The 17136-nt window shown below is 61.9% G+C and carries 22 protein-coding genes and 1 pseudogene; 10 read left to right on the top strand and 13 right to left on the bottom strand.

Going from position 1 to position 17136, the window contains the following annotated elements:
• The first annotated feature begins 107 nt into the window (after nucleotides 1-107).
• The 3 genes from ccmI to RXV86_RS16185 are packed head-to-tail and all read left to right on the top strand — an operon-like array spanning nucleotide 108 to nucleotide 2349.
• A complete protein-coding gene (ccmI, locus tag RXV86_RS16195) occupies nucleotides 108-1655 on the top strand; it encodes a c-type cytochrome biogenesis protein CcmI (RefSeq protein ID WP_316301297.1) in 1548 nt (515 codons plus the stop codon).
• Nucleotides 1652-2116, top strand: coding sequence for a Holliday junction resolvase RuvX (gene ruvX, locus RXV86_RS16190; RefSeq protein WP_316301296.1), 465 nt, complete (start codon nucleotides 1652-1654; stop codon nucleotides 2114-2116). Before ccmI ends, ruvX begins: the two co-directional genes overlap by 4 nt.
• Nucleotides 2113-2349: a DUF1289 domain-containing protein gene (locus RXV86_RS16185; RefSeq protein WP_316301295.1), complete on the top strand. Its 237-nt coding sequence runs from the start codon at nucleotides 2113-2115 to the stop codon at nucleotides 2347-2349. Before ruvX ends, RXV86_RS16185 begins: the two co-directional genes overlap by 4 nt.
• 24 nt (nucleotides 2350-2373) lie before the next feature.
• Here RXV86_RS16185 and RXV86_RS16180 read toward each other — a convergent pair.
• From RXV86_RS16180 to RXV86_RS16145, 8 genes and pseudogenes are all read right to left on the bottom strand, one after another.
• Nucleotides 2374-3000, bottom strand: a pseudogene (locus tag RXV86_RS16180) (peptidylprolyl isomerase); the annotation flags it as partial.
• Nucleotides 3001-3073: 73 nt separating this feature from the next.
• Nucleotides 3074-3862 (bottom strand): hypothetical protein, encoded by a 789-nt coding sequence (locus RXV86_RS16175; protein WP_316301294.1) that lies wholly within the window; start codon nucleotides 3860-3862, stop codon nucleotides 3074-3076.
• A complete protein-coding gene (locus RXV86_RS16170; protein ID WP_316301293.1) occupies nucleotides 3856-4674 on the bottom strand; it encodes a sulfite exporter TauE/SafE family protein in 819 nt (272 codons plus the stop codon). Before RXV86_RS16170 ends, RXV86_RS16175 begins: the two co-directional genes overlap by 7 nt.
• A gap of 66 nt (nucleotides 4675-4740) precedes the next feature.
• Nucleotides 4741-5739: a tRNA dihydrouridine(20/20a) synthase DusA gene (gene dusA / locus RXV86_RS16165; protein ID WP_316301292.1), complete on the bottom strand. Its 999-nt coding sequence runs from the start codon at nucleotides 5737-5739 to the stop codon at nucleotides 4741-4743.
• 66 nt (nucleotides 5740-5805) lie between these two features.
• Nucleotides 5806-7203 (bottom strand): TRAP transporter large permease, encoded by a 1398-nt coding sequence (locus tag RXV86_RS16160; RefSeq protein ID WP_316301291.1) that lies wholly within the window; start codon nucleotides 7201-7203, stop codon nucleotides 5806-5808.
• Complete coding sequence (locus RXV86_RS16155; RefSeq protein WP_316301290.1) at nucleotides 7203-7847, bottom strand: TRAP transporter small permease; 645 nt, start codon at nucleotides 7845-7847, stop codon at nucleotides 7203-7205. Before RXV86_RS16155 ends, RXV86_RS16160 begins: the two co-directional genes overlap by 1 nt.
• A gap of 69 nt (nucleotides 7848-7916) precedes the next feature.
• A complete protein-coding gene (locus RXV86_RS16150) occupies nucleotides 7917-8918 on the bottom strand; it encodes a C4-dicarboxylate TRAP transporter substrate-binding protein (protein ID WP_316301581.1) in 1002 nt (333 codons plus the stop codon).
• A 542-nt stretch (nucleotides 8919-9460) separates the two neighbouring features.
• Nucleotides 9461-9637: a hypothetical protein gene (locus RXV86_RS16145; RefSeq protein WP_316301289.1), complete on the bottom strand. Its 177-nt coding sequence runs from the start codon at nucleotides 9635-9637 to the stop codon at nucleotides 9461-9463.
• Between the two features lie 300 nt (nucleotides 9638-9937).
• Between RXV86_RS16145 and gatB the strand changes: the two genes are divergently transcribed.
• Complete coding sequence (gene gatB, locus RXV86_RS16140; RefSeq protein ID WP_316301288.1) at nucleotides 9938-11452, top strand: Asp-tRNA(Asn)/Glu-tRNA(Gln) amidotransferase subunit GatB; 1515 nt, start codon at nucleotides 9938-9940, stop codon at nucleotides 11450-11452.
• Between the two features lie 4 nt (nucleotides 11453-11456).
• On the opposite strand, the gene RXV86_RS16135 is transcribed toward gatB, so the two are convergent.
• Entirely contained in the window at nucleotides 11457-12326 is an 870-nt protein-coding gene (locus RXV86_RS16135; protein WP_316301287.1) for a LysR family transcriptional regulator, read from the bottom strand.
• A gap of 140 nt (nucleotides 12327-12466) precedes the next feature.
• Here RXV86_RS16135 and RXV86_RS16130 point away from each other — a divergent pair, with 140 nt between their 5' ends.
• From RXV86_RS16130 to RXV86_RS16115, 4 genes are read left to right on the top strand one after another with little or no spacing between them, the layout of a single operon-like run.
• Nucleotides 12467-12871: a GFA family protein gene (locus RXV86_RS16130; protein WP_316301286.1), complete on the top strand. Its 405-nt coding sequence runs from the start codon at nucleotides 12467-12469 to the stop codon at nucleotides 12869-12871.
• Between the two features lie 12 nt (nucleotides 12872-12883).
• Nucleotides 12884-13084: a DUF1059 domain-containing protein gene (locus RXV86_RS16125; protein ID WP_316301285.1), complete on the top strand. Its 201-nt coding sequence runs from the start codon at nucleotides 12884-12886 to the stop codon at nucleotides 13082-13084.
• A 57-nt stretch (nucleotides 13085-13141) separates the two neighbouring features.
• On the top strand, nucleotides 13142-13555 hold the full coding sequence (locus RXV86_RS16120; RefSeq protein WP_316301284.1) for a CopD family protein: 414 nt from the start codon (nucleotides 13142-13144) through the stop codon (nucleotides 13553-13555).
• Nucleotides 13555-14037, top strand: coding sequence for a thioesterase family protein (locus tag RXV86_RS16115; RefSeq protein WP_316301283.1), 483 nt, complete (start codon nucleotides 13555-13557; stop codon nucleotides 14035-14037). Before RXV86_RS16120 ends, RXV86_RS16115 begins: the two co-directional genes overlap by 1 nt.
• Nucleotides 14038-14141: 104 nt before the next feature.
• Here RXV86_RS16115 and RXV86_RS16110 read toward each other — a convergent pair whose 3' ends face one another.
• Nucleotides 14142-14441 (bottom strand): hypothetical protein, encoded by a 300-nt coding sequence (locus RXV86_RS16110; RefSeq protein WP_316301282.1) that lies wholly within the window; start codon nucleotides 14439-14441, stop codon nucleotides 14142-14144.
• A 269-nt stretch (nucleotides 14442-14710) separates the two neighbouring features.
• Here RXV86_RS16110 and RXV86_RS16105 point away from each other — a divergent pair, with 269 nt between their 5' ends.
• Entirely contained in the window at nucleotides 14711-15121 is a 411-nt protein-coding gene (locus tag RXV86_RS16105; RefSeq protein ID WP_316301281.1) for a hypothetical protein, read from the top strand.
• A 3-nt stretch (nucleotides 15122-15124) separates the two neighbouring features.
• On the opposite strand, the gene RXV86_RS16100 is transcribed toward RXV86_RS16105, so the two are convergent.
• Nucleotides 15125-15379 (bottom strand): BolA family protein, encoded by a 255-nt coding sequence (locus RXV86_RS16100; RefSeq protein WP_316301280.1) that lies wholly within the window; start codon nucleotides 15377-15379, stop codon nucleotides 15125-15127.
• Nucleotides 15380-15457: 78 nt separating this feature from the next.
• Here RXV86_RS16100 and RXV86_RS16095 point away from each other — a divergent pair, with 78 nt between their 5' ends.
• Nucleotides 15458-16087 (top strand): J domain-containing protein, encoded by a 630-nt coding sequence (locus RXV86_RS16095; protein WP_316301279.1) that lies wholly within the window; start codon nucleotides 15458-15460, stop codon nucleotides 16085-16087.
• Here RXV86_RS16095 and RXV86_RS16090 read toward each other — a convergent pair whose 3' ends face one another.
• Both RXV86_RS16090 and msrB read right to left on the bottom strand, forming a co-directional pair.
• Nucleotides 16088-16264 carry a hypothetical protein gene (locus tag RXV86_RS16090; protein ID WP_316301278.1) on the bottom strand — a complete coding sequence of 59 codons (177 nt, stop codon included), beginning with the start codon at nucleotides 16262-16264 and terminating at the stop codon, nucleotides 16088-16090.
• A 359-nt stretch (nucleotides 16265-16623) separates the two neighbouring features.
• Nucleotides 16624-17091: a peptide-methionine (R)-S-oxide reductase MsrB gene (gene msrB, locus RXV86_RS16085; protein WP_316301277.1), complete on the bottom strand. Its 468-nt coding sequence runs from the start codon at nucleotides 17089-17091 to the stop codon at nucleotides 16624-16626.
• Between the last annotated feature and the right edge of the window lie 45 nt (nucleotides 17092-17136).

Genomic DNA, 17136 nt, shown 5'->3' with positions numbered 1-17136 from the left:
CCACAATTGCGACATCTCGCGTCTGGCGGTCCTTTTGCCCTTTCTAAAGCACGCTAGGCCTATTACATCACCCTGCAACACATGTTTGATCGGGGATGGTTAGCGTCATGATTTTCTGGATCACCGCCATTGCATTGGCCGTCGTGATTGCCACGCTTCTGGGTCTTGCCCTTCTGCGCACACGCGCTGACGCGGAACACCCCGCCGCCTATGATCTGCGGGTCTATCGCGATCAACTCAAGGAGGTCGATCGCGACCTCGCCCGCGGCGTGATCGGCGAAGGCGATGCCGAACGTATCCGCGCCGAGGTCGGTCGCCGGGTGCTGGCCGCCGACGCCCAGCTGCAAAAGGCTGACACTGGCGCGGATCAACCCCGTGGCGTCACGCTGGCCGCAACGGCGCTGGCGGCGGTGGTCCTCATCGGTGGCACCATCGGCATCTACACCGCCATCGGCAAGCCCGGCGCCCGCGACCTGCCACTGCAAACCCGCATCGCCATCTCGGACGAGCAGCGCAAATCACGCCCGACCCAGACCGAAGCCGAGGCCGAGCTGCCTGCCGTCGGCAACGAACCCAACGACGCCAAGTTTGCCGAGTTGATGATCAAGCTGCGCCAGACCGTTCAGGAGCGTCCCGACGACCTCCAGGGCCACCAGCTTCTGGCTCGAAACGAGGCCTCGCTGGGTAATTTCCGCGCCGCCTACAAGGCGCAACAGGGCGTGATCCGGATCAAGGGCGAGCGCGCCACCGCCACCGATTTTGCCATCCTGTCCGAGATGATGATCACCGCCACCGAAGGTTATGTCTCGCCCGAGGCCGAAGAGGCCCTGCGCAGCACGCTGCTGCGCGACCCCGGGCACAAGCCGGCGCGTTACTATACCGGGCTGATGCTGATCCAGAACAACCGTCCCGATGCCGCCTTCCGCTTCTGGTCACGGTTGCTGGAAGAGGGCCCGCCCTCGGCGCCCTGGAACCACATCATCCGTGGTCAGATCGAAGAACTGGCCTGGCGCGCGGGCGTCGACTACACCCCGCCCTCGCCTGAGGCCCAAACCCCCGGCCCGTCCGCCGCCGACATGGCCGCCGCGGCCGAAATGAGCCCGGAAGAGCGCGCCGAAATGATCGAGGGCATGGTAGCACGCCTCAACGAGCGCCTGGCGACGCAAGGCGGCTCGCCGGAGGAATGGGCCCGCCTTATCCAGGGCCTGGGCATTCTGGGCGATCGTGAAAAGGCTGCGGCGATCTGGCAAGAGGCACAACAGGTCTTTGGATCTGAACCCGGCGCGGTCGAGATCGTCCGCAAGGGCGCGATCCAGGCCGGCGTGGCCGAGGCCCCCGACCTGCCGCCCGATGGCGGGTTGAGCGATGGCGGCCTTTCGGGCCCGACCCGGGAAGACATGCAGAACGCCGCCACGATGACGGCCGAGGAACGGCAGGAAATGATCCAGGGCATGGTGGCGCAGCTGGCCGAACGCCTGGCCGAAGATGGCGGCAGCCCCGCCGAATGGGGCCGCCTGATCACCTCGCAGTCGATGCTGGGCGACAAGGACGCCGCCATGAAGGCGCTTGCCGATGCCCGCGCCGCCCATGCTGGAAACGACACAGCACTTGCACAGATCGATGCCGCCGCCCGCTCGGTCGGGCTGGCCGAATGATCTTTGACGAGGTCGAAGAGTTTACCACTACCCTGCCGCCCAGTGGCGCCCTGATGGGGCTCGACCTCGGCGATCGGACCATCGGCATTGCAGTTTCCGACGGGCTGCGCTCGGTCGCAACACCGCTCGAAACCGTGCGCCGCAAGAAATTCGGTGTCGATGCGGCCCGCCTCTTGGAAATCGCCAAGGACCGTGCCCTTGTCGGTATCGTTCTCGGCCTGCCCCGCAACATGGACGGCTCCGAGGGCCCGCGCTGCCAATCCACCCGCGCCTTTGCCCGCAACCTCACCCGCCTGACCGAACTGCCGATCACCTTCTGGGACGAGCGCCTGTCCACCGTCGCTGCCGAACGCGCGCTCTTGGAGGCGGATACGTCGCGAAAACGTCGCGCCGAGGTCATCGACCACGTCGCGGCCTCCTATATCCTGCAGGGGCTACTGGACCGTTTGAGGCATCTATGAGTGACGACGTCTGGCAACGCGACGAGATCGAGTCGCCTTGCATCAACATCTGCGTGATCCACCGTGAGGAACGTATCTGCACCGGCTGTTTTCGTACCGGTGACGAGATCGCCCGCTGGTCGCGCCTTTCGCCCGAGGAACGCCGGACCTTGATGGCTGAACTCCCCTCGCGAGCGCCCCGGCTTCGCAAACGCCGGGGCGGTCGGACTGCGCGGCTCAACCGCGATACGTGACTTGCTGAGCAGCTGGTCTTTCGCCTAGGCCGCAGCTTCCACGATCGACAGCGATGACAGAGGAATAGCGGCTGCCGTCTGCCCGGCGATATGCGCGACAACAACGCCGTCAAGCAACACCCGCACCAGCGCAGTCGTCGCACCCGGCACATTCTCGACCACTACATCACCCGCACCGGCATAACCTGCCGGCACCATGATCACCATGGTGTCTTCGCCCACGGTGAAATCGGAGATATAGGGCGCGTCATTGATCCCATCGGTCCCCTCGGCCCAGGTTCCGGTGACAAAGACGTCTGCCCCTGCTCCACCGGTGGCAATGTCATTGCTGCCGATGACCAGGGTATCGTCACCCTCGCCACCAACCAGCGTATCGAATTCCAGACCATCGGTTCCGCCAGTCAGGGCCCCGTTGGTGCCATCAAGGCTGTCATTACCAGCCCCGCCATCCAAGTAGTCGGCACCCGGCCCGCCGAACAGAGTGTCATCTCCACCTTCACCTTCGATCACGTCATCCCCGGTTCCACCGCGGATCACGTCATTGTCTTCCTCGCCAAAGAGAAAATCGTTCTCGGCACCGCCTTCGATGGTATCTTCTTCGTCACCACCCGTGATCGCATCGTCACCGGCCCGTCCACGCAGCAGGCCCGGCCCTGGGCCACCCGGAAACCAACATCCCGATGGAACCCAGGCCGATCATGCACTAACAATCAATCTGGACCTGTCAGATGAGGCTGCTCAAGCCCTTCAACCACTCTGCCACACCGCCTGGCATCTCCGGTCGGAAATACGCCACCATCCGCCCCTCGTCCGGCCCCTGCCGCCAGGGTGCCACCCCATGCAGGCTCAGCCGGTGCAGCAGATAGGCCTCCCCGGGCTTGGCTGCCAACTCGATACGCGCGCAGGTCTCGAACACCTCCTGCCGCGCGGCCTGGTAGGCCTCGGTGACATCGACCTCACCCCATCCGGCCTCATCCATGCCGTTCAGTGCTGCCAACAACCGTGCCCGCATCACCTTGTGGCTGCCGTCCCAGACCACCAGCGGGCTCGCCCCGGCTCCGGCCTCGTTGAGCGGTATGCCCAAAATCCAGCCATGAGCTTCCTCGATCCGCCGCCGCCGATCCGCGCCCGAAGCCTTCACCCCGTCCAGATGCGCCGCATCCCGCTTTTCACGATAACGAAACGCCGCTTCGCTTTCCCCCTGTCGCGGCCTGGGATAGCCCGGCCACACCACCGACACCTGTGCCGGATGCAACGGCAACGCCCCGAACAAGCCTTCGGCAAACTCAATCGCCTCGCCCGCCAGTGGCACATCGCCAATCGCCCCGTCCCCACCGTTGGGCAGCGCGTCGACACCGACAAACCACGTCCCCTGGCACACCAGCCACCGTGCGCGCTGCTCCGGATCCGCCACCGCCGCCCGCGCCAGCGGCAGCGCCGCCTCGGCCCAAGACTTCAGCGCCGGGTCGAACCCGAACCGGCAATACCCCTTCTCGGCAAACCCGCCTACCACCCCAGCGCCTTGCGCAGCATGTTGATGGCCACTAGCGCCAGGAAGGCCGCAAACACCCGCTTCAGCGGTTTCGGATCCATCGCATGGGCCAGCTTCACCCCCCACGGTGTGGTAATCAGCGTCATCGCGATCACGATACCAAAGGCCACAAGGTTCACCGCCCCCACCGTCAGTGGCGGCGCGTTTTTTATTGGTAGGAACAGGAAACCAATCACCGAGGGCACCGCGATAATCACTCCGAACCCGGCGGCCGTCGCCACCGCCCGGTGGATCGGCACCCCGTGCAGGGTCATCAATGGCACCCCGAAACTGCCGCCACCAATACCCATCAGCACCGAAAGGAAGCCAACCACCGGTGAAGTTGCCACGCGCGCGCGCCCCTTGGGCATCTCCTCACCCAACCGCCAGTTCTGCCGCCCAAACGCCAGGTAGAGCGCCACGATCAGCGCCAGAACCCCGAATATCCCTTGCAACGTGGTCGAACTCAGTCTCGAGGCGACGAACATGCCCAGAACCGCTCCCACCGCGATCCCCGGGGCCCAGCCCCTCAGGATGTCCCAATCCACCGCGCCCTTCTTGTTGTGGCTCATGACCGAGCGGACCGAAGTCACTATGATCGTCGCCAGCGACGTCGCCAGGCACACCTGCATCAATTGCGGCCCGTCAAATCCAAGTGTCTGAAACACGTAGAAGAACGCTACGACCAACACAACTCCGCCACCCACACCAAGCAGACCGGCAAGCACCCCAGCAATCCCGCCGGTCACCACCAACAGGGCCACCATGGCCAACAGCAACGGCATTTCCGGCATTCTCTTCCCCTTATCGCTGCACCACAGGGTGCGTATTCACACGCAGATTTACAATCTTTTGCCGCCTTACGTTGCGGCAGCAATCACATGCCCCAAAGCCTCTTCCACCAGCTCCGGCCCGGCCCCCGGCTTGTGCGCTCCTTCCGACAGCACCCGCCGCCAGGTCCGCGCGCCGGGCTTCCCGGCAAATAGCCCCAACATATGCCGGGTCACCTGCCCCAACTTGCCGCCCGTGCCGAGATGCGCCTCGATATAGGGCAGCATCTGCCGCGCCACGCCCACAGGATCGCTCGCCTCGCCGGCCCCGAAAATCTCCACATCCGCCCGCGACAGAATGTCAGACGGCTGATGATAAGCCGCCCGTCCGATCATCACCCCGTCAAACCCCGCCTCCAAAAACCCCTTGGCCTCATCAAGTGAGGTAATCCCGCCATTCACTGACAGGTGCAATTCGGGAAACCGTTCCTTCATCCGCAGCACGAGATCATAATCCAGCGGCGGAATGTCCCGGTTCTCCTTCGGGCTCAGCCCCTGCAGCCACGCCTTGCGCGCGTGGATGGCAAAACGCGCCACCCCGGCCCCGGCCACCCGATCCAGGAAACCGGGCAACACGTCTTCCGGCTCCTGCTCATCGACACCGATCCGGCATTTCACCGTCACCTCGACGTCAACCGCGTCGATCATTGCCGCACAGCACTCTGCCACCAGTCCGGGATCGCGCATCAGTACCGCGCCAAACGTGCCCGACTGCACCCGGTCACTGGGACAGCCGACATTGAGGTTGATCTCGTCATAGCCGGCTTCTTCCCCAAGCGTCGCCGCCTTGGCCAGCTCATCCGGCTCCGACCCACCCAGTTGCAACGCCACCGGATGCTCGACCGGCGAAAACTCCAGCAGATGCAAGGCCCCGCCCCGCACCAGCGCGGGCGACGTCACCATCTCGGTATAAAGCAGCGTTTCGCGCGACAGCATCCGATGCAGAACCCGGCAATGCCTGTCGGTCCAGTCCATCATCGGCGCCACGCTCAACCGTGCCGCCCGCCTTATGCGCTCAAACTCCGCCATGGCCGCCGTATAGGCCCCTCACGCGCCGCTGCCAATCCCGTAGGGCGGGGTTCACCCCACCATTCCTTACGCCAGTGACGGCAACCACAACACGATCGCCGGAAACGCGATCAGCCCGGCAATGGTCAGCGCGTCGGCAATGAAGAACGGCGTCACGCCACGGAACACGTCCTGCACGCTGATGTCATCGCGTACGCCCGCCACCACGAAACAGTTCAACCCGATGGGCGGCGTGATCAGGCAGAACTCGGCCATCTTCACCACCAGAATACCAAACCAGATCGCACACATCGGCCCCGACATGCCAAAGGCACTATCGGCAGCAGACACGAACTCACCGCCATTCAGCGCCATGACAGCGGGGTAAACCACTGGCAGGGTCAACAGCAGCATGCCAATCGCATCCATGAACATCCCCAACACCGCATAGGCCAGCAGGATCAGGATCAAAGTGATCATCGGGCTCTGTTCAAGCGAGGTGATCCAGTCCGAAAACGCCCCGGGCAGATCGGCAAACCCGAGGAAGCGCACATAGATCAGCACGCCCCAGATGATGGTGAAGATCATCGCCGACAGCTTCGCCGTTTCCAACAGCGCATCCTTCAGCTGCGCCCACTTCATCCCGCGAAACAGCGCCATCATGAAGACCACGGCGGCCCCCAGCGCGCCCCCCTCGGTCGGCGTGCCCCAGGCATCGCCAAACGGGTTGTAGATAAAGAAGATGATGATCAGAACCACGAAGAAAATCGGAAACGCTGGCGGGATCGAAGCGAAGCGTTCTTTCCAGGTGAATCCGCCCACTGGCGGCCCGAACCCTTTCCAGATCAATGCCATACCGACGATCAACCCGCCATAGACCAGCGCCGAAAACGCCCCCGGAATGAACCCGGCCAACAACAACTTGCCCACGTCCTGCTCGACGATGATTGCATAGATCACAAGGATTGCACTTGGTGGAATCAGGCTGGCCAGCGTGCCCCCTGCGGCCACAACCCCGGCGGCGAACCGCTTGTCGTAACCCTGTTGCAGCATCTCGGGAATGGCGATCCGGGCGAACACCGCCGCCGTTGCCACGCTTGCGCCGGATACGGCGGCAAAGCCTGCCGTCGCGAACACGGTGGAAACCGCCAAGCCCCCCGGCAACCAGCCAACCCAGCGTTTGGCGGCCTCGAACAGCGCCTTGGTCAGCCCCGCGTAATAGGCCAGATAGCCGATCAGGATGAAAGTTGGGATCAGGCTAAGCGCCTGTGTTGTAATCTTCGAATGGGGCACCTGCCCCGCCTGTTTCACCGCAATGGTCAACGCCTTGCCAAACCGCTCAGGGTCGTAACCAAATTTGGCCCAGAAAATCCACACCAGGCCAACAAGTCCGGCCAGACCTGCGGCAAAGGCGACCCGCATTCCCAGAATGACCAGAACCAAAAGCCCGCCCGAAACCCACAATCCAATTTCAATCGGTTCCATCAACGTGCCTCCTGACCGTCATCGTCCGAGACGATAGCCGCCTCATCGGCGGCCTGCTCCGCCGCCGACAGCACCATCGGCACCGAAACCGGCTCGCTCAACCCAAGCACCAATGCGCGCCCATAGCCCCAGATCTGGATCAGCAGACGCAGGCTCAGCACTGAAAAGGCGATGGGAACCAGCAGCTTGGCCGGCCACAGCGGAATCCCGATATCAATCGAACTATCGCGACTCCAATTCGGGCGGCCCATATCAAAGGCCCGGTCGAAATGCGACCACGTCCCCCAGATCAGCAGCACGATCAGGATCAGCGTGACGACAGAGGTAATCAGCTCGGCGGCCCACAACACACGACCATTCAACCGCCCTACAACAATATCCATCCGGATATGCCCGCCATCGCGCTGGGTATAGGCAATGCCGAGAAAGGCAATCACCGGCAGCAGCTGCTCGATCCAGTCCACGTATCCCGGCATCGGCCGGTTGAACATGTTGCGCCCGCCGACGGAATAAACCGCCAACACCATCAGCATGAACACGCCAACGCCGCTGATCAACGCCAGCCAACCCTCGATCTTGTGCAATTTCTGGTCGATCCGGCTTAGAACCGAACCATCCTCCAGAACCGATGCCCCACCTGCCATCGCTCTGCCCCCCGCATGATGTCAAAAAAGCCCCGGCAGATCACTCTGCCGGGGCCGTGCATTGGACGCTTACATGCGCTGTTTCTTCAGGGTCTCCATGACCAGGTCATAAAGCTCCTGCGCGGGCAGGCCCTGGGCGGTCATGTCCTTGATCCAGGCTTCGCGGATCGGGTCGGCAGCCTTGGCGCGGAAGGCGTCAATCTCGCCCTGCTCCAGCATCACCTTCTTGACGTTCTTCTCGGCCAGAACGGCGTCCCACTTGGCCAGAACCTTACCGTAGTTATCAAGGTAATGGGCGATTGCTTCGTCAACACTGCTATCCAGCGCCTCACGCTCGGCATCGGACAGCGCCTCATAGGCGTCGATATTGACCACCACCGGACAGTTCACCGTGCCGGGGTTCAGGTTGGCAGTCCACCATTCGGCGATGTCGATGGTGCGATAGGCGAAATGCGCGTGCTGGGCGAAGGCCACGGTGTCGACCACGCCGCTTTCCATGGCGTTGTAAGCTTCGGTCGCAGTTACCGAGGTCGGCACGGCGCCAACGCTTTTGAACGCGTTGCCGATACCACCGGTGGCACGCACCCGCATGCCGTCCATCTTGGCCAGTGTATCACGCGGCTCGCCGGTGCCGACGATGTTGTATTGCGGCATCGGGCTGGTCATCAGAAGCCGCGCATTCCACTGCGCCATTTCATCCTGTACGGCCGGATGAGCGTAAACCGCGTGGCTTACAGCGACTTCTTCATCCAGGTTCGCCACGCCGAGGAACGGCAGCTCCAGCACAGTGATCGCGCGGTTCTTGTCGCGGTGATACCCGGCGCAGAACTGGGCCATTTCGAAGGCCCCGATCGAGATCCCGTCAAGGTTCTCCTTGTTCTTGCTGAGGCCACCATAGCTGATATTCATGGTGAACTCGCCATTGGTCTTGGCGCTCACCAGTTCGGCCAGTTTCTCGACATGCTCGGTAAAGGCGCGGCGCTTACCCCAGACGGACACGTTCCATTCGGTCGCCATCGCTTCTGTTGCAAAGCCAAAAGCCAAACCCGCCACAGCGGCGGTTTTCCACATCTTCATAAGTATCTCTCCCATTTTGCGACCGCTCCCGGGGCCGCTTGGACGTGAGCCTAGCCGATGGACTTGTCCGATGCCAAGCCCCCAAAACGCTACGGCAATTCGTGGCACTCCGAAGGATGGAGAAAAGCCTGAAAATGTCGCAAAACCCGGGAGGCTTTCAGCCCATCGAGGCTTTGCGCCGCCTGACGGCGTCGCCAGGGGGCCTCGCTCCGCTCGGCCCCACACGGACTCTGCAGGCGCCGCGCTGGAATGCGGCGGACTGCTTTCCGGTGCATCAGTTTCAAGCGAAACGCCAAGCGGACAGGTTTGAATGAGTATTTTTGCAAAGAAAGAGACAAAGGGTACGACGGAGTTGCACACGGATCTCCTTCCTGGTTCAAATACTCAATCGGCAACGCCACCACGCAAGCTAAAGCCATCAAATCCGACACCCAAAGCCGCCCGAAGGCACCGGGGTGGGCAGGCGCTTCCTCGCCCAGCGCACAGACGGTGAATTCGGATGGGAGCGTGCCTGAGGGCGGCTTTTCCCGCCAGGCTCAGGACCCTTTGCTCCAGCCGTTTTCACCCATGCCGACCATGCTTTCGCCCAATGCCACCCAGTAACCCGGATCGACAAGGTCCTGCGCCCCGTCCGCGCCCGGCAGGGCCTGCGCCCCGGCGACCAGAACAGAAAAGCTCAATGCCGCCAAAACGATCTTGTGATGAAATTTCATGGCAATACCCTCCAGATATACCTGATCACACCACGCACCCGGGCTGTCCGACAGTGCGGAATTCCCGCCCTTTGCCGCAATTCGGGGTGCGGAAATCCCTACCTCCACCTGCGAATTCGGGCGAAAGCAGCCCGAGCGGTGGCCGAAGCGGACGCCCGCGCCCTGTGCCACGCCCGCTTGCAACGCGCCTGAACCAAACGAATTCGAAGACTCAGGGGGCAAGCGATCTGTTCTTGTCTCTTGCCCCTCTTTCGCCCCTGTCCTAAAAGCCAAGCGTTGCGTTGACGTAAGGCTGGACACATGCTCGATCTCACCTATGAAGCCCCGAAACCGAAAGTGATCTCGGGGGCCAAGCACGACTGGGAACTCGTCATCGGGATGGAGGTCCACGCCCAGGTCAGCTCGAACGCCAAGCTCTTCTCCGGCGCCTCGACAAAATTCGGCGCCGAGCCGAACTCGAACGTCGCCTTCGTCGACGCCGCCATGCCCGGCATGCTGCCGGTGATCAACGAATACTGCGTCGAACAGGCCGTGCGCACCGGTCTTGGCCTCAAGGCGGAAATCCACCTGAAATCCGCCTTCGACCGCAAGAACTATTTCTACCCCGACCTGCCGCAGGGCTACCAGATTTCCCAGCTTTACGAACCCATCGTCGGCGAGGGCGAGATCCTTGTCGAAATGGGCGAAGGCATCGCCAGGCTGGTCCGGGTCGAGCGTATCCACCTCGAACAGGACGCCGGCAAATCGATCCACGACATGGACCCCAACATGTCTTTCGTCGACCTCAACCGCACCGGCGTTGCCCTGATGGAGATCGTCTCCCGCCCCGACATCCGTGGCCCGGAAGAGGCTGCCGCCTACGTCGTCAAGCTGCGCCAGATCCTGCGTTACCTCGGCACCTGCGATGGCAACATGCAAAACGGCAATCTGCGCGCCGACGTCAACGTCTCGATCTGCCGCCCCGGCCAGTACGAGAAATACATGGAGACCCAGGATTTCTCGCATCTCGGCACCCGCTGCGAGATCAAGAACATGAACTCGATGCGCTTCATCCAGGCCGCGATCGAGGTCGAGGCCCGCCGCCAGATCCGCATCGTCGAAGAGGGCGGCAGCGTCGATCAGGAAACCCGGCTTTATGATCCGGACAAGAACGAAACCCGCTCGATGCGCTCGAAGGAAGAAGCGCATGATTACCGCTACTTCCCCTGCCCCGACCTAATGCCTTTGGAGATCGAACAGGCCTGGGTCGACGACATCGCCGCCTCGCTTCCCGAACTGCCGGATGACAAGAAGGCCCGTTTCATCGGCGATTATGGCCTGACCGATTACGATGCCAGCGTCCTCACCGCCGACACCACCAGCGCGGGATATTTCGAAGACGTTGTCGCCGCCTGCGACGACGGCAAGATGGCCGCCAACTGGGTGCTCAATGAACTTTTCGGCCGTCTCAAGGCGGATGAAAAAGACATCGGCGACAGCCCCCTGACCCCGGCCCAACTGGGCGGGATCATCAAGCTGATCAAGTCCGACACCATCTCGGGCAAGATCGCCAAGGACGTCTTTGGCATCGCCTACGACTCGGGCCGCGATCCCGAAGAAATTGTCGAGACCGAAGGCATGAAGCAGGTCACCGATACCGGTGCCATCGAGGCCGCCCTGGATCAGATCATCGCCGACAACCCCGCCCAGGTCGAAAAGGCCAAGGTGAACCCGAAACTGGCGGGTTGGTTCGTCGGCCAGGTGATGAAAGCCACCGGCGGTAAGGCCAACCCCAAGGCGGTAAACCAACTGGTGCAAGCAAAACTCGGCTCATGATGCCCTACCCTGCGGCCTGTTTCTTCAGCCACGCCATGAAAGTCCGCACCCCCCGGTGCGGTTCGCCCGGCGGCGTGTGCAGGTAAAACAATCCGCTTTTCTCTTCCGGGAACACCTCGATCAATGTTCCGTCATGCAGCTCCGACGCCAGCCATTGCCGCGCCGTGAATGTGATCCCGTCGCCCCGTGTCACCGCCTCCATGATCAGGTTGCCCGGCATATGGGATACCAGAGCAGGCCGCGTATCCATCCCGCGCCGGGCACACCATTCTCCAACTTCATTGGTTCCAAGCTCCTGTAGCCACGGCAATCCGAGCAGGTCTGCTGGCCGTTTCACCTTGGCCGGATCAAGAAGGGACGGCACCCCCATGATCCCGAGGTCAAGTTTGATCAGGACAGTTGCGTCCCTCGGCTCCTGCCCCGCCGGCGCATAGCGGATGGCAAGATCCATACCTCCCCGACGTAGGTCCACAATTCGCCCCGTCGGATTTAACATCAGCGTGATCTCGGGGTGCCGGTTTTGAAAATCTGCGATCCGCGGCATCAGCCATTTCACCGCAAAAACCGGCGACATCGTGACCTGTACCGGCTGGCTTTCGCCGCTCTCCTTGACGGCCTGCACGCCCCGCGCGATCCGCGCAAACCCGGCTTCCAGTGCAGTGGCCAATGCCGCCCCGTCAGGGGTCAGCGCAATACCGCGACCCGATCGCAGAACCAACGCCAGACCAAACCGTTTTTCCAACGCCTTGACCTGCTGCATGACTGCCGCATGGGTCACGTTCAGAGCCCGGCCTGCCTCGGAATACGACCCGCAATCGGCCAGTGCCGCAAAGGCCCTCAACGCGTTCAGTGACGGCAACACCTTCCAGTCCATCTGTTAGATTTCCTTTCAGATAGGAAGAATTAATATATCGCTTATGAACGCAAAATGCGCAAAAATCCAACGAAACTGCCTTAGGAAACCACTGGAAAACACCTCTGTGCTCTGCGCAATAACTAACAGATAGGGAAAAAATGGTTGGAACCGACACGTACTACTCGGGCGGCTGCTTCTGCGGCGCGGTTCGCTATGAAATCAACGGCGAACTGACCTATGCCGGCAACTGTCACTGCCGCGATTGTCAACATGCGATCGGCGCGGCCTATGTCACCTGGATCGGCGCCAAGCCCGGGGATTTCAAGGTCACCAAGGGAAACATCACCCATTGCGAAACCTCGCCCGGGATCCAGCGCGGGTTTTGCGGCCGCTGCGGCACCTCGCTCACCTTCCGCGGCGAAGGCTGGGACGAGCTAGGTATCACAGCTGCATCTTTGGACGATCCCGGCGCAATCACCCCGGAATCGAACGTCTTTCTCGATCACCGCCAGCCCTGGGCGCCCTATGACGAAACCGCGCGCAACTATCCGCGCTTTCCCTGAAAGGAGACTGCCATGACCAAAGCCTATTCCTATGCCTGCCGTGACTGTGAGGGGATGGAGGCCTGTCCGGCCAGCATCACTGCTCAAACCAAGGACGAACTCTGGCAACTCATGGGCCACCACGCCCGCATCGCGCATGACGAAAACCCGGACGATTGGGACAACGAAACCCGCGCGTATCTCGACACCCTGATCCGCGAGGTCACGGTCTAACAGCCTGTGCTGCCATACCCCTTGCACTCACCAGCCTATGCGGGCATTCATCGCCCCATGGACTGGCTCAAAATCATACATATCCTCGCTGTCATGGGCTGGATGACCTCGGTCTTCGCCGTGCCCCGCGCCATCATCTACTGGAAACGCGAATATGACCGGATCCACGAATTCGGCCCGCTTGGCGATCTCACCATCCGGCTCTACCGCTTCTCGGCGGGCCTTGCGATCATCGGCGTGATCACCGGCCTGTGGCTGGCGTGGAGCCTTTGGGACTTCGCCGCATGGACCCACCTGAAACTCGGCCTCGTGGCGCTTCTGGCGCTGCATTACATCTGGACCGGCGTCCTCGTGGTGCGCGGCAAACGCGGCGAGTTCCGCGAGAGCGAATTGTTCCTGCGCATCTTCAACGAGGTCTCGGTCATCGGCGCCATCGCCATCCTCTGGACCGTCGTGGTCAAACCCTTCTGATGCAATTCGACGCCCCCTTCATCAGCGACCCGATGCCGGTCGAACCACAATGGATCGACTATAACGACCATCTCAACATGGCCTATTACAACGTGCTGATGGATCGTGGCGTCGATCAGCTCTGGGACCTTCTCGGCTTCGGCATTGACTATCGCACCCGCACGGGATGCACCACTTTCTCCGCCGAGTATCACATGCGCTACATGCGCGAGCTGAACCTCGGCGATCAGGTCCGCGTCTCCTTCCAACTGATCGACCACACCGAGAAAAGCTTCCACTTCTACCAGGAACTGCGCCATATCGATGGCTGGCTCTCGGCCCGTGGCGAAGGCCTCGGTCTGCATGTTGATCAATCGGGCGACAACCCCCGCGTCGCTCCCATGCCGCCCGCGATCCTCTCGGGCTTCCAGGCCCTCAAGGCCGCCCACGCCCCCATGCCCCGCCCCGAGACCACCGGCAAAGCCATCGCCATCCGCCGCTAAGCCACTTGGCAAATATACAAGGGCAGCCCCCGGCCGCGGGTGGGGGCCAAGCCCCCGCCCATGGGGGCGGTCGGGGGCTGCCCGGCCCAAAGGCCGGGTGAAACTCACCCCCTCACCCACAACAGCACGTATAACCCCGCCGCTGCCAGGTACAGTTCCGACTTTCCGGGAACAAACGCCCCATACACATCCACGGACTCCACACCCAATGGTCCGAACACGACGCCTGCACCGATCCTCGGTCCCATCTCGAAACCGCCCTTACACATGTACAGGAAGCACTCACCGTCTATGAGCCGGTACACACCGGCTATGAAACGGCCACTCAACTGCGCAGCAATATCCAAGCCGCGCTCGATGCGTTGGCGTAGGATGGGTGGTTCTTCGCCGACGTGAAGGTTCATCCACCGCAACTCCTCAATTTACACCCTTCAACACCCACCACCCGCCGCGTTAACCCATTCCCTAACAAATTCCTGCCCCACCGCGCGCCAGACAGATACCCGACGGAAACCAGACGGATTCCAGCCCCTTTCCATCCGGTTAACACCGCTCGTTAACCCGCCCGGACGCTGCCTTTACCTTTGTCCCCGAAAACGCGCCGAATCCTACCGCTGGAATCCGTGCAAAACCCCTGCTACAACGCGCCGGTCAATACTCAGGATCACCATCAATGGCGCATTTCGAATACAAGATCGTTCCCGCCCCCCGCAAAGGCCAAAAGGGCAAGGGCATCAAGGGCGCAGAGGCACGGTTTGCCTATGCAATTCAAACCCTTATGAACGAAATGGCCGCCGAGGGATGGGAGTTTCAGCGCGCCGAAACCCTTCCCAGTGACGAACGCCACGGGTTGAAAGCCTCCAAGACCGTCTACCGCGATCTGCTGGTCTTCCGCCGCGCCCGCGCGGAAGAAGAAGAGCCGGTTAACCCCGCACCGGTAGTCTCTGAAGACATCGCCGAAGACGACGAAGCCGAGCTTGAAATGCCCGACGACGAAGCGGCCTACGCCGCCGAAACCCCCGACGAGCACTGGCAAGAGCACGCCGAAGACCACGTGGCCGAGGACGATTACCGCCGCGACTGACCTCTAACCGAGGTCCAGCGCCAGGGCATGGATCGCCGCAACCAGCTCCGCCCCCAGCGCCTTGTGCACCGCGCGATGCCGTGCCACGCGACTCAATGGCCCCAGCTCCGGCGCCCGCAGCCTCACGGCGAAATGACTTTCACCTGATCCGTCATCCCCGCCATGCCCCGCGTGACGCGAAGATTCGTTCATGATTTCAAGCTCTTGCACCTCGAACGCTGTTTCCAGTGCGTTGCGGATTTCTGCCTCTCTGCTCATTTTTTCTCACCTCACCCCTTCCGGTTTTCGCTGGTTAGGGTAAACTCCTGCGTCCGAGTCGAAAAGGTGCCAAGACCCATGCCTGCAAAAAACGATCCCTTCGGTTTCGATATGTCCGTCTCGACGGCCAAGAAGAAGAACCCGCGCGGCCGCCGTGGCATGTCCGGCGCGTCCGAAACCTCGCAGCGTGTCTGCCACAAGGAGGGCTGCGAAGAGGCAGGTAAATATCGCGCGCCCAAGGCGCCCGATGTGCTCGATGATTTCTACTGGTTCTGCAAGGACCACATCCGCGAGTATAACCTCAAGTGGAACTTCTTTGACGGCACCACCGAGGCAGAGCTAAATGCCCAGATGTCCAAGGACAAAGTCTGGGAACGTCAGACCAAACCGATGGGCGACCCCGAGGCCCGCGCCTGGGCCCGTCTGGGCATCGAAGATCCGCATCAGGTGCTGGGCGGCAACGCCACCCAGAACCCCGGCAAGGGCAAACCCGGTGGCGGCCGTCGACTGCCGCCCACCGAACGCCGCGCGGTGGAAATCCTCGAGGTTGAGGACACCATGACCAAGGTGGAAATCCGCAAGGCTTACAAGAAGTTGATCAAGGTTCTTCACCCTGACATGAACGGCGGCGACCGCAGCCAGGAAGAGCAGCTGCAAGAGGTTGTCTGGGCCTGGGATCAGATCAAGGAAAGCCGGAACTTCAAGTAATTACGCGCGCCAGCCTTCGGCCAGGATCCGCGCGTCCCTGCACTGTCGCAAAGTGAGGGTCCGCGCCTGGATCAGCGCCATCACGACCAACCAGACCAGAATGATCGGCGACATCGCCCCTATCTGCCCGGCGATCTCCCAAGCAGGTTCGCGCAACGCCCCTATGGACCAATCCATCTTCCTTTCCCCTGTCAAACGCGGTCCAAGATCCGCTCTACCCGCGCCAAGGCGCAGGTGAACCACCGGCTTTGCGCAGGTTTTCTGCAATCTGGGATAAGCGGCAGGCCACAGCATCCAAAGCTGCTTGGGGAACAGCCCGACTGAAGGTGGGGCGCCGTGCCCTGCCGCTCAAGGTCATGTCGTTGGGTAAGGACAATGACTGACACCACCCTGCCCAACCGGCAAAACGGGTGCCATAAACTTGCGGTCAGCAACATAAACGATAGGTATAGGCGCGGATAAGCTCATGGTTGTGGCCGCCGCAAAGGCTCCGAACGCCCATATTCACACTTCTTAACGAATTGCGGTAACACTCATCACCGCTTGAACACCAGGCTCACACCGTTGATGCAATGCCGCTTGCCGGTCGGCTTCGGGCCGTCGTCAAAGATGTGGCCCAGATGCGAACCGCAACGCTTGCAATGGCATTCGGTCTGCACGCCCCAGATGGTCCGGTCGGGCTTGGTGCCGATTGCACCCGGCAGCGCCTTCCAGAAGCTGGGCCAGCCGGTTCCGCTGTCGAATTTATGCTTCGAGCTATAAAGAGGCAGGTCGCAGCCACGGCAAAAATACCTGCCCTTTTTGTAATTCTTGTCCAAGGGCGACGACCCAGCCCGTTCCGTCCCCTCGCGCCGCATCACCTTGTACTGCAAGGGCGTCAGCATGGCGCGCCACTCCGCGTCGCTGCGCGTCACCTCAAAGGCCGCCGCCCTGCGCGGTGATATCCCCGCCAGCATCAGTGCCGTTCCGGCCAGTGCGGTTCCAACAAGAAAGCGTCTCTGCATGGCGAATTCCTCCTTGCCGCCCTTTCTGCGCAGCGCGGTCAGCCC

The organism is Aliisedimentitalea sp. MJ-SS2, from assembly GCF_032586155.1.
In the GTDB taxonomy this organism is placed as follows: Bacteria; Pseudomonadota; Alphaproteobacteria; order Rhodobacterales; family Rhodobacteraceae; genus JAWHTC01.
This window is presented reverse-complemented; position numbering and strand designations above follow the sequence as displayed.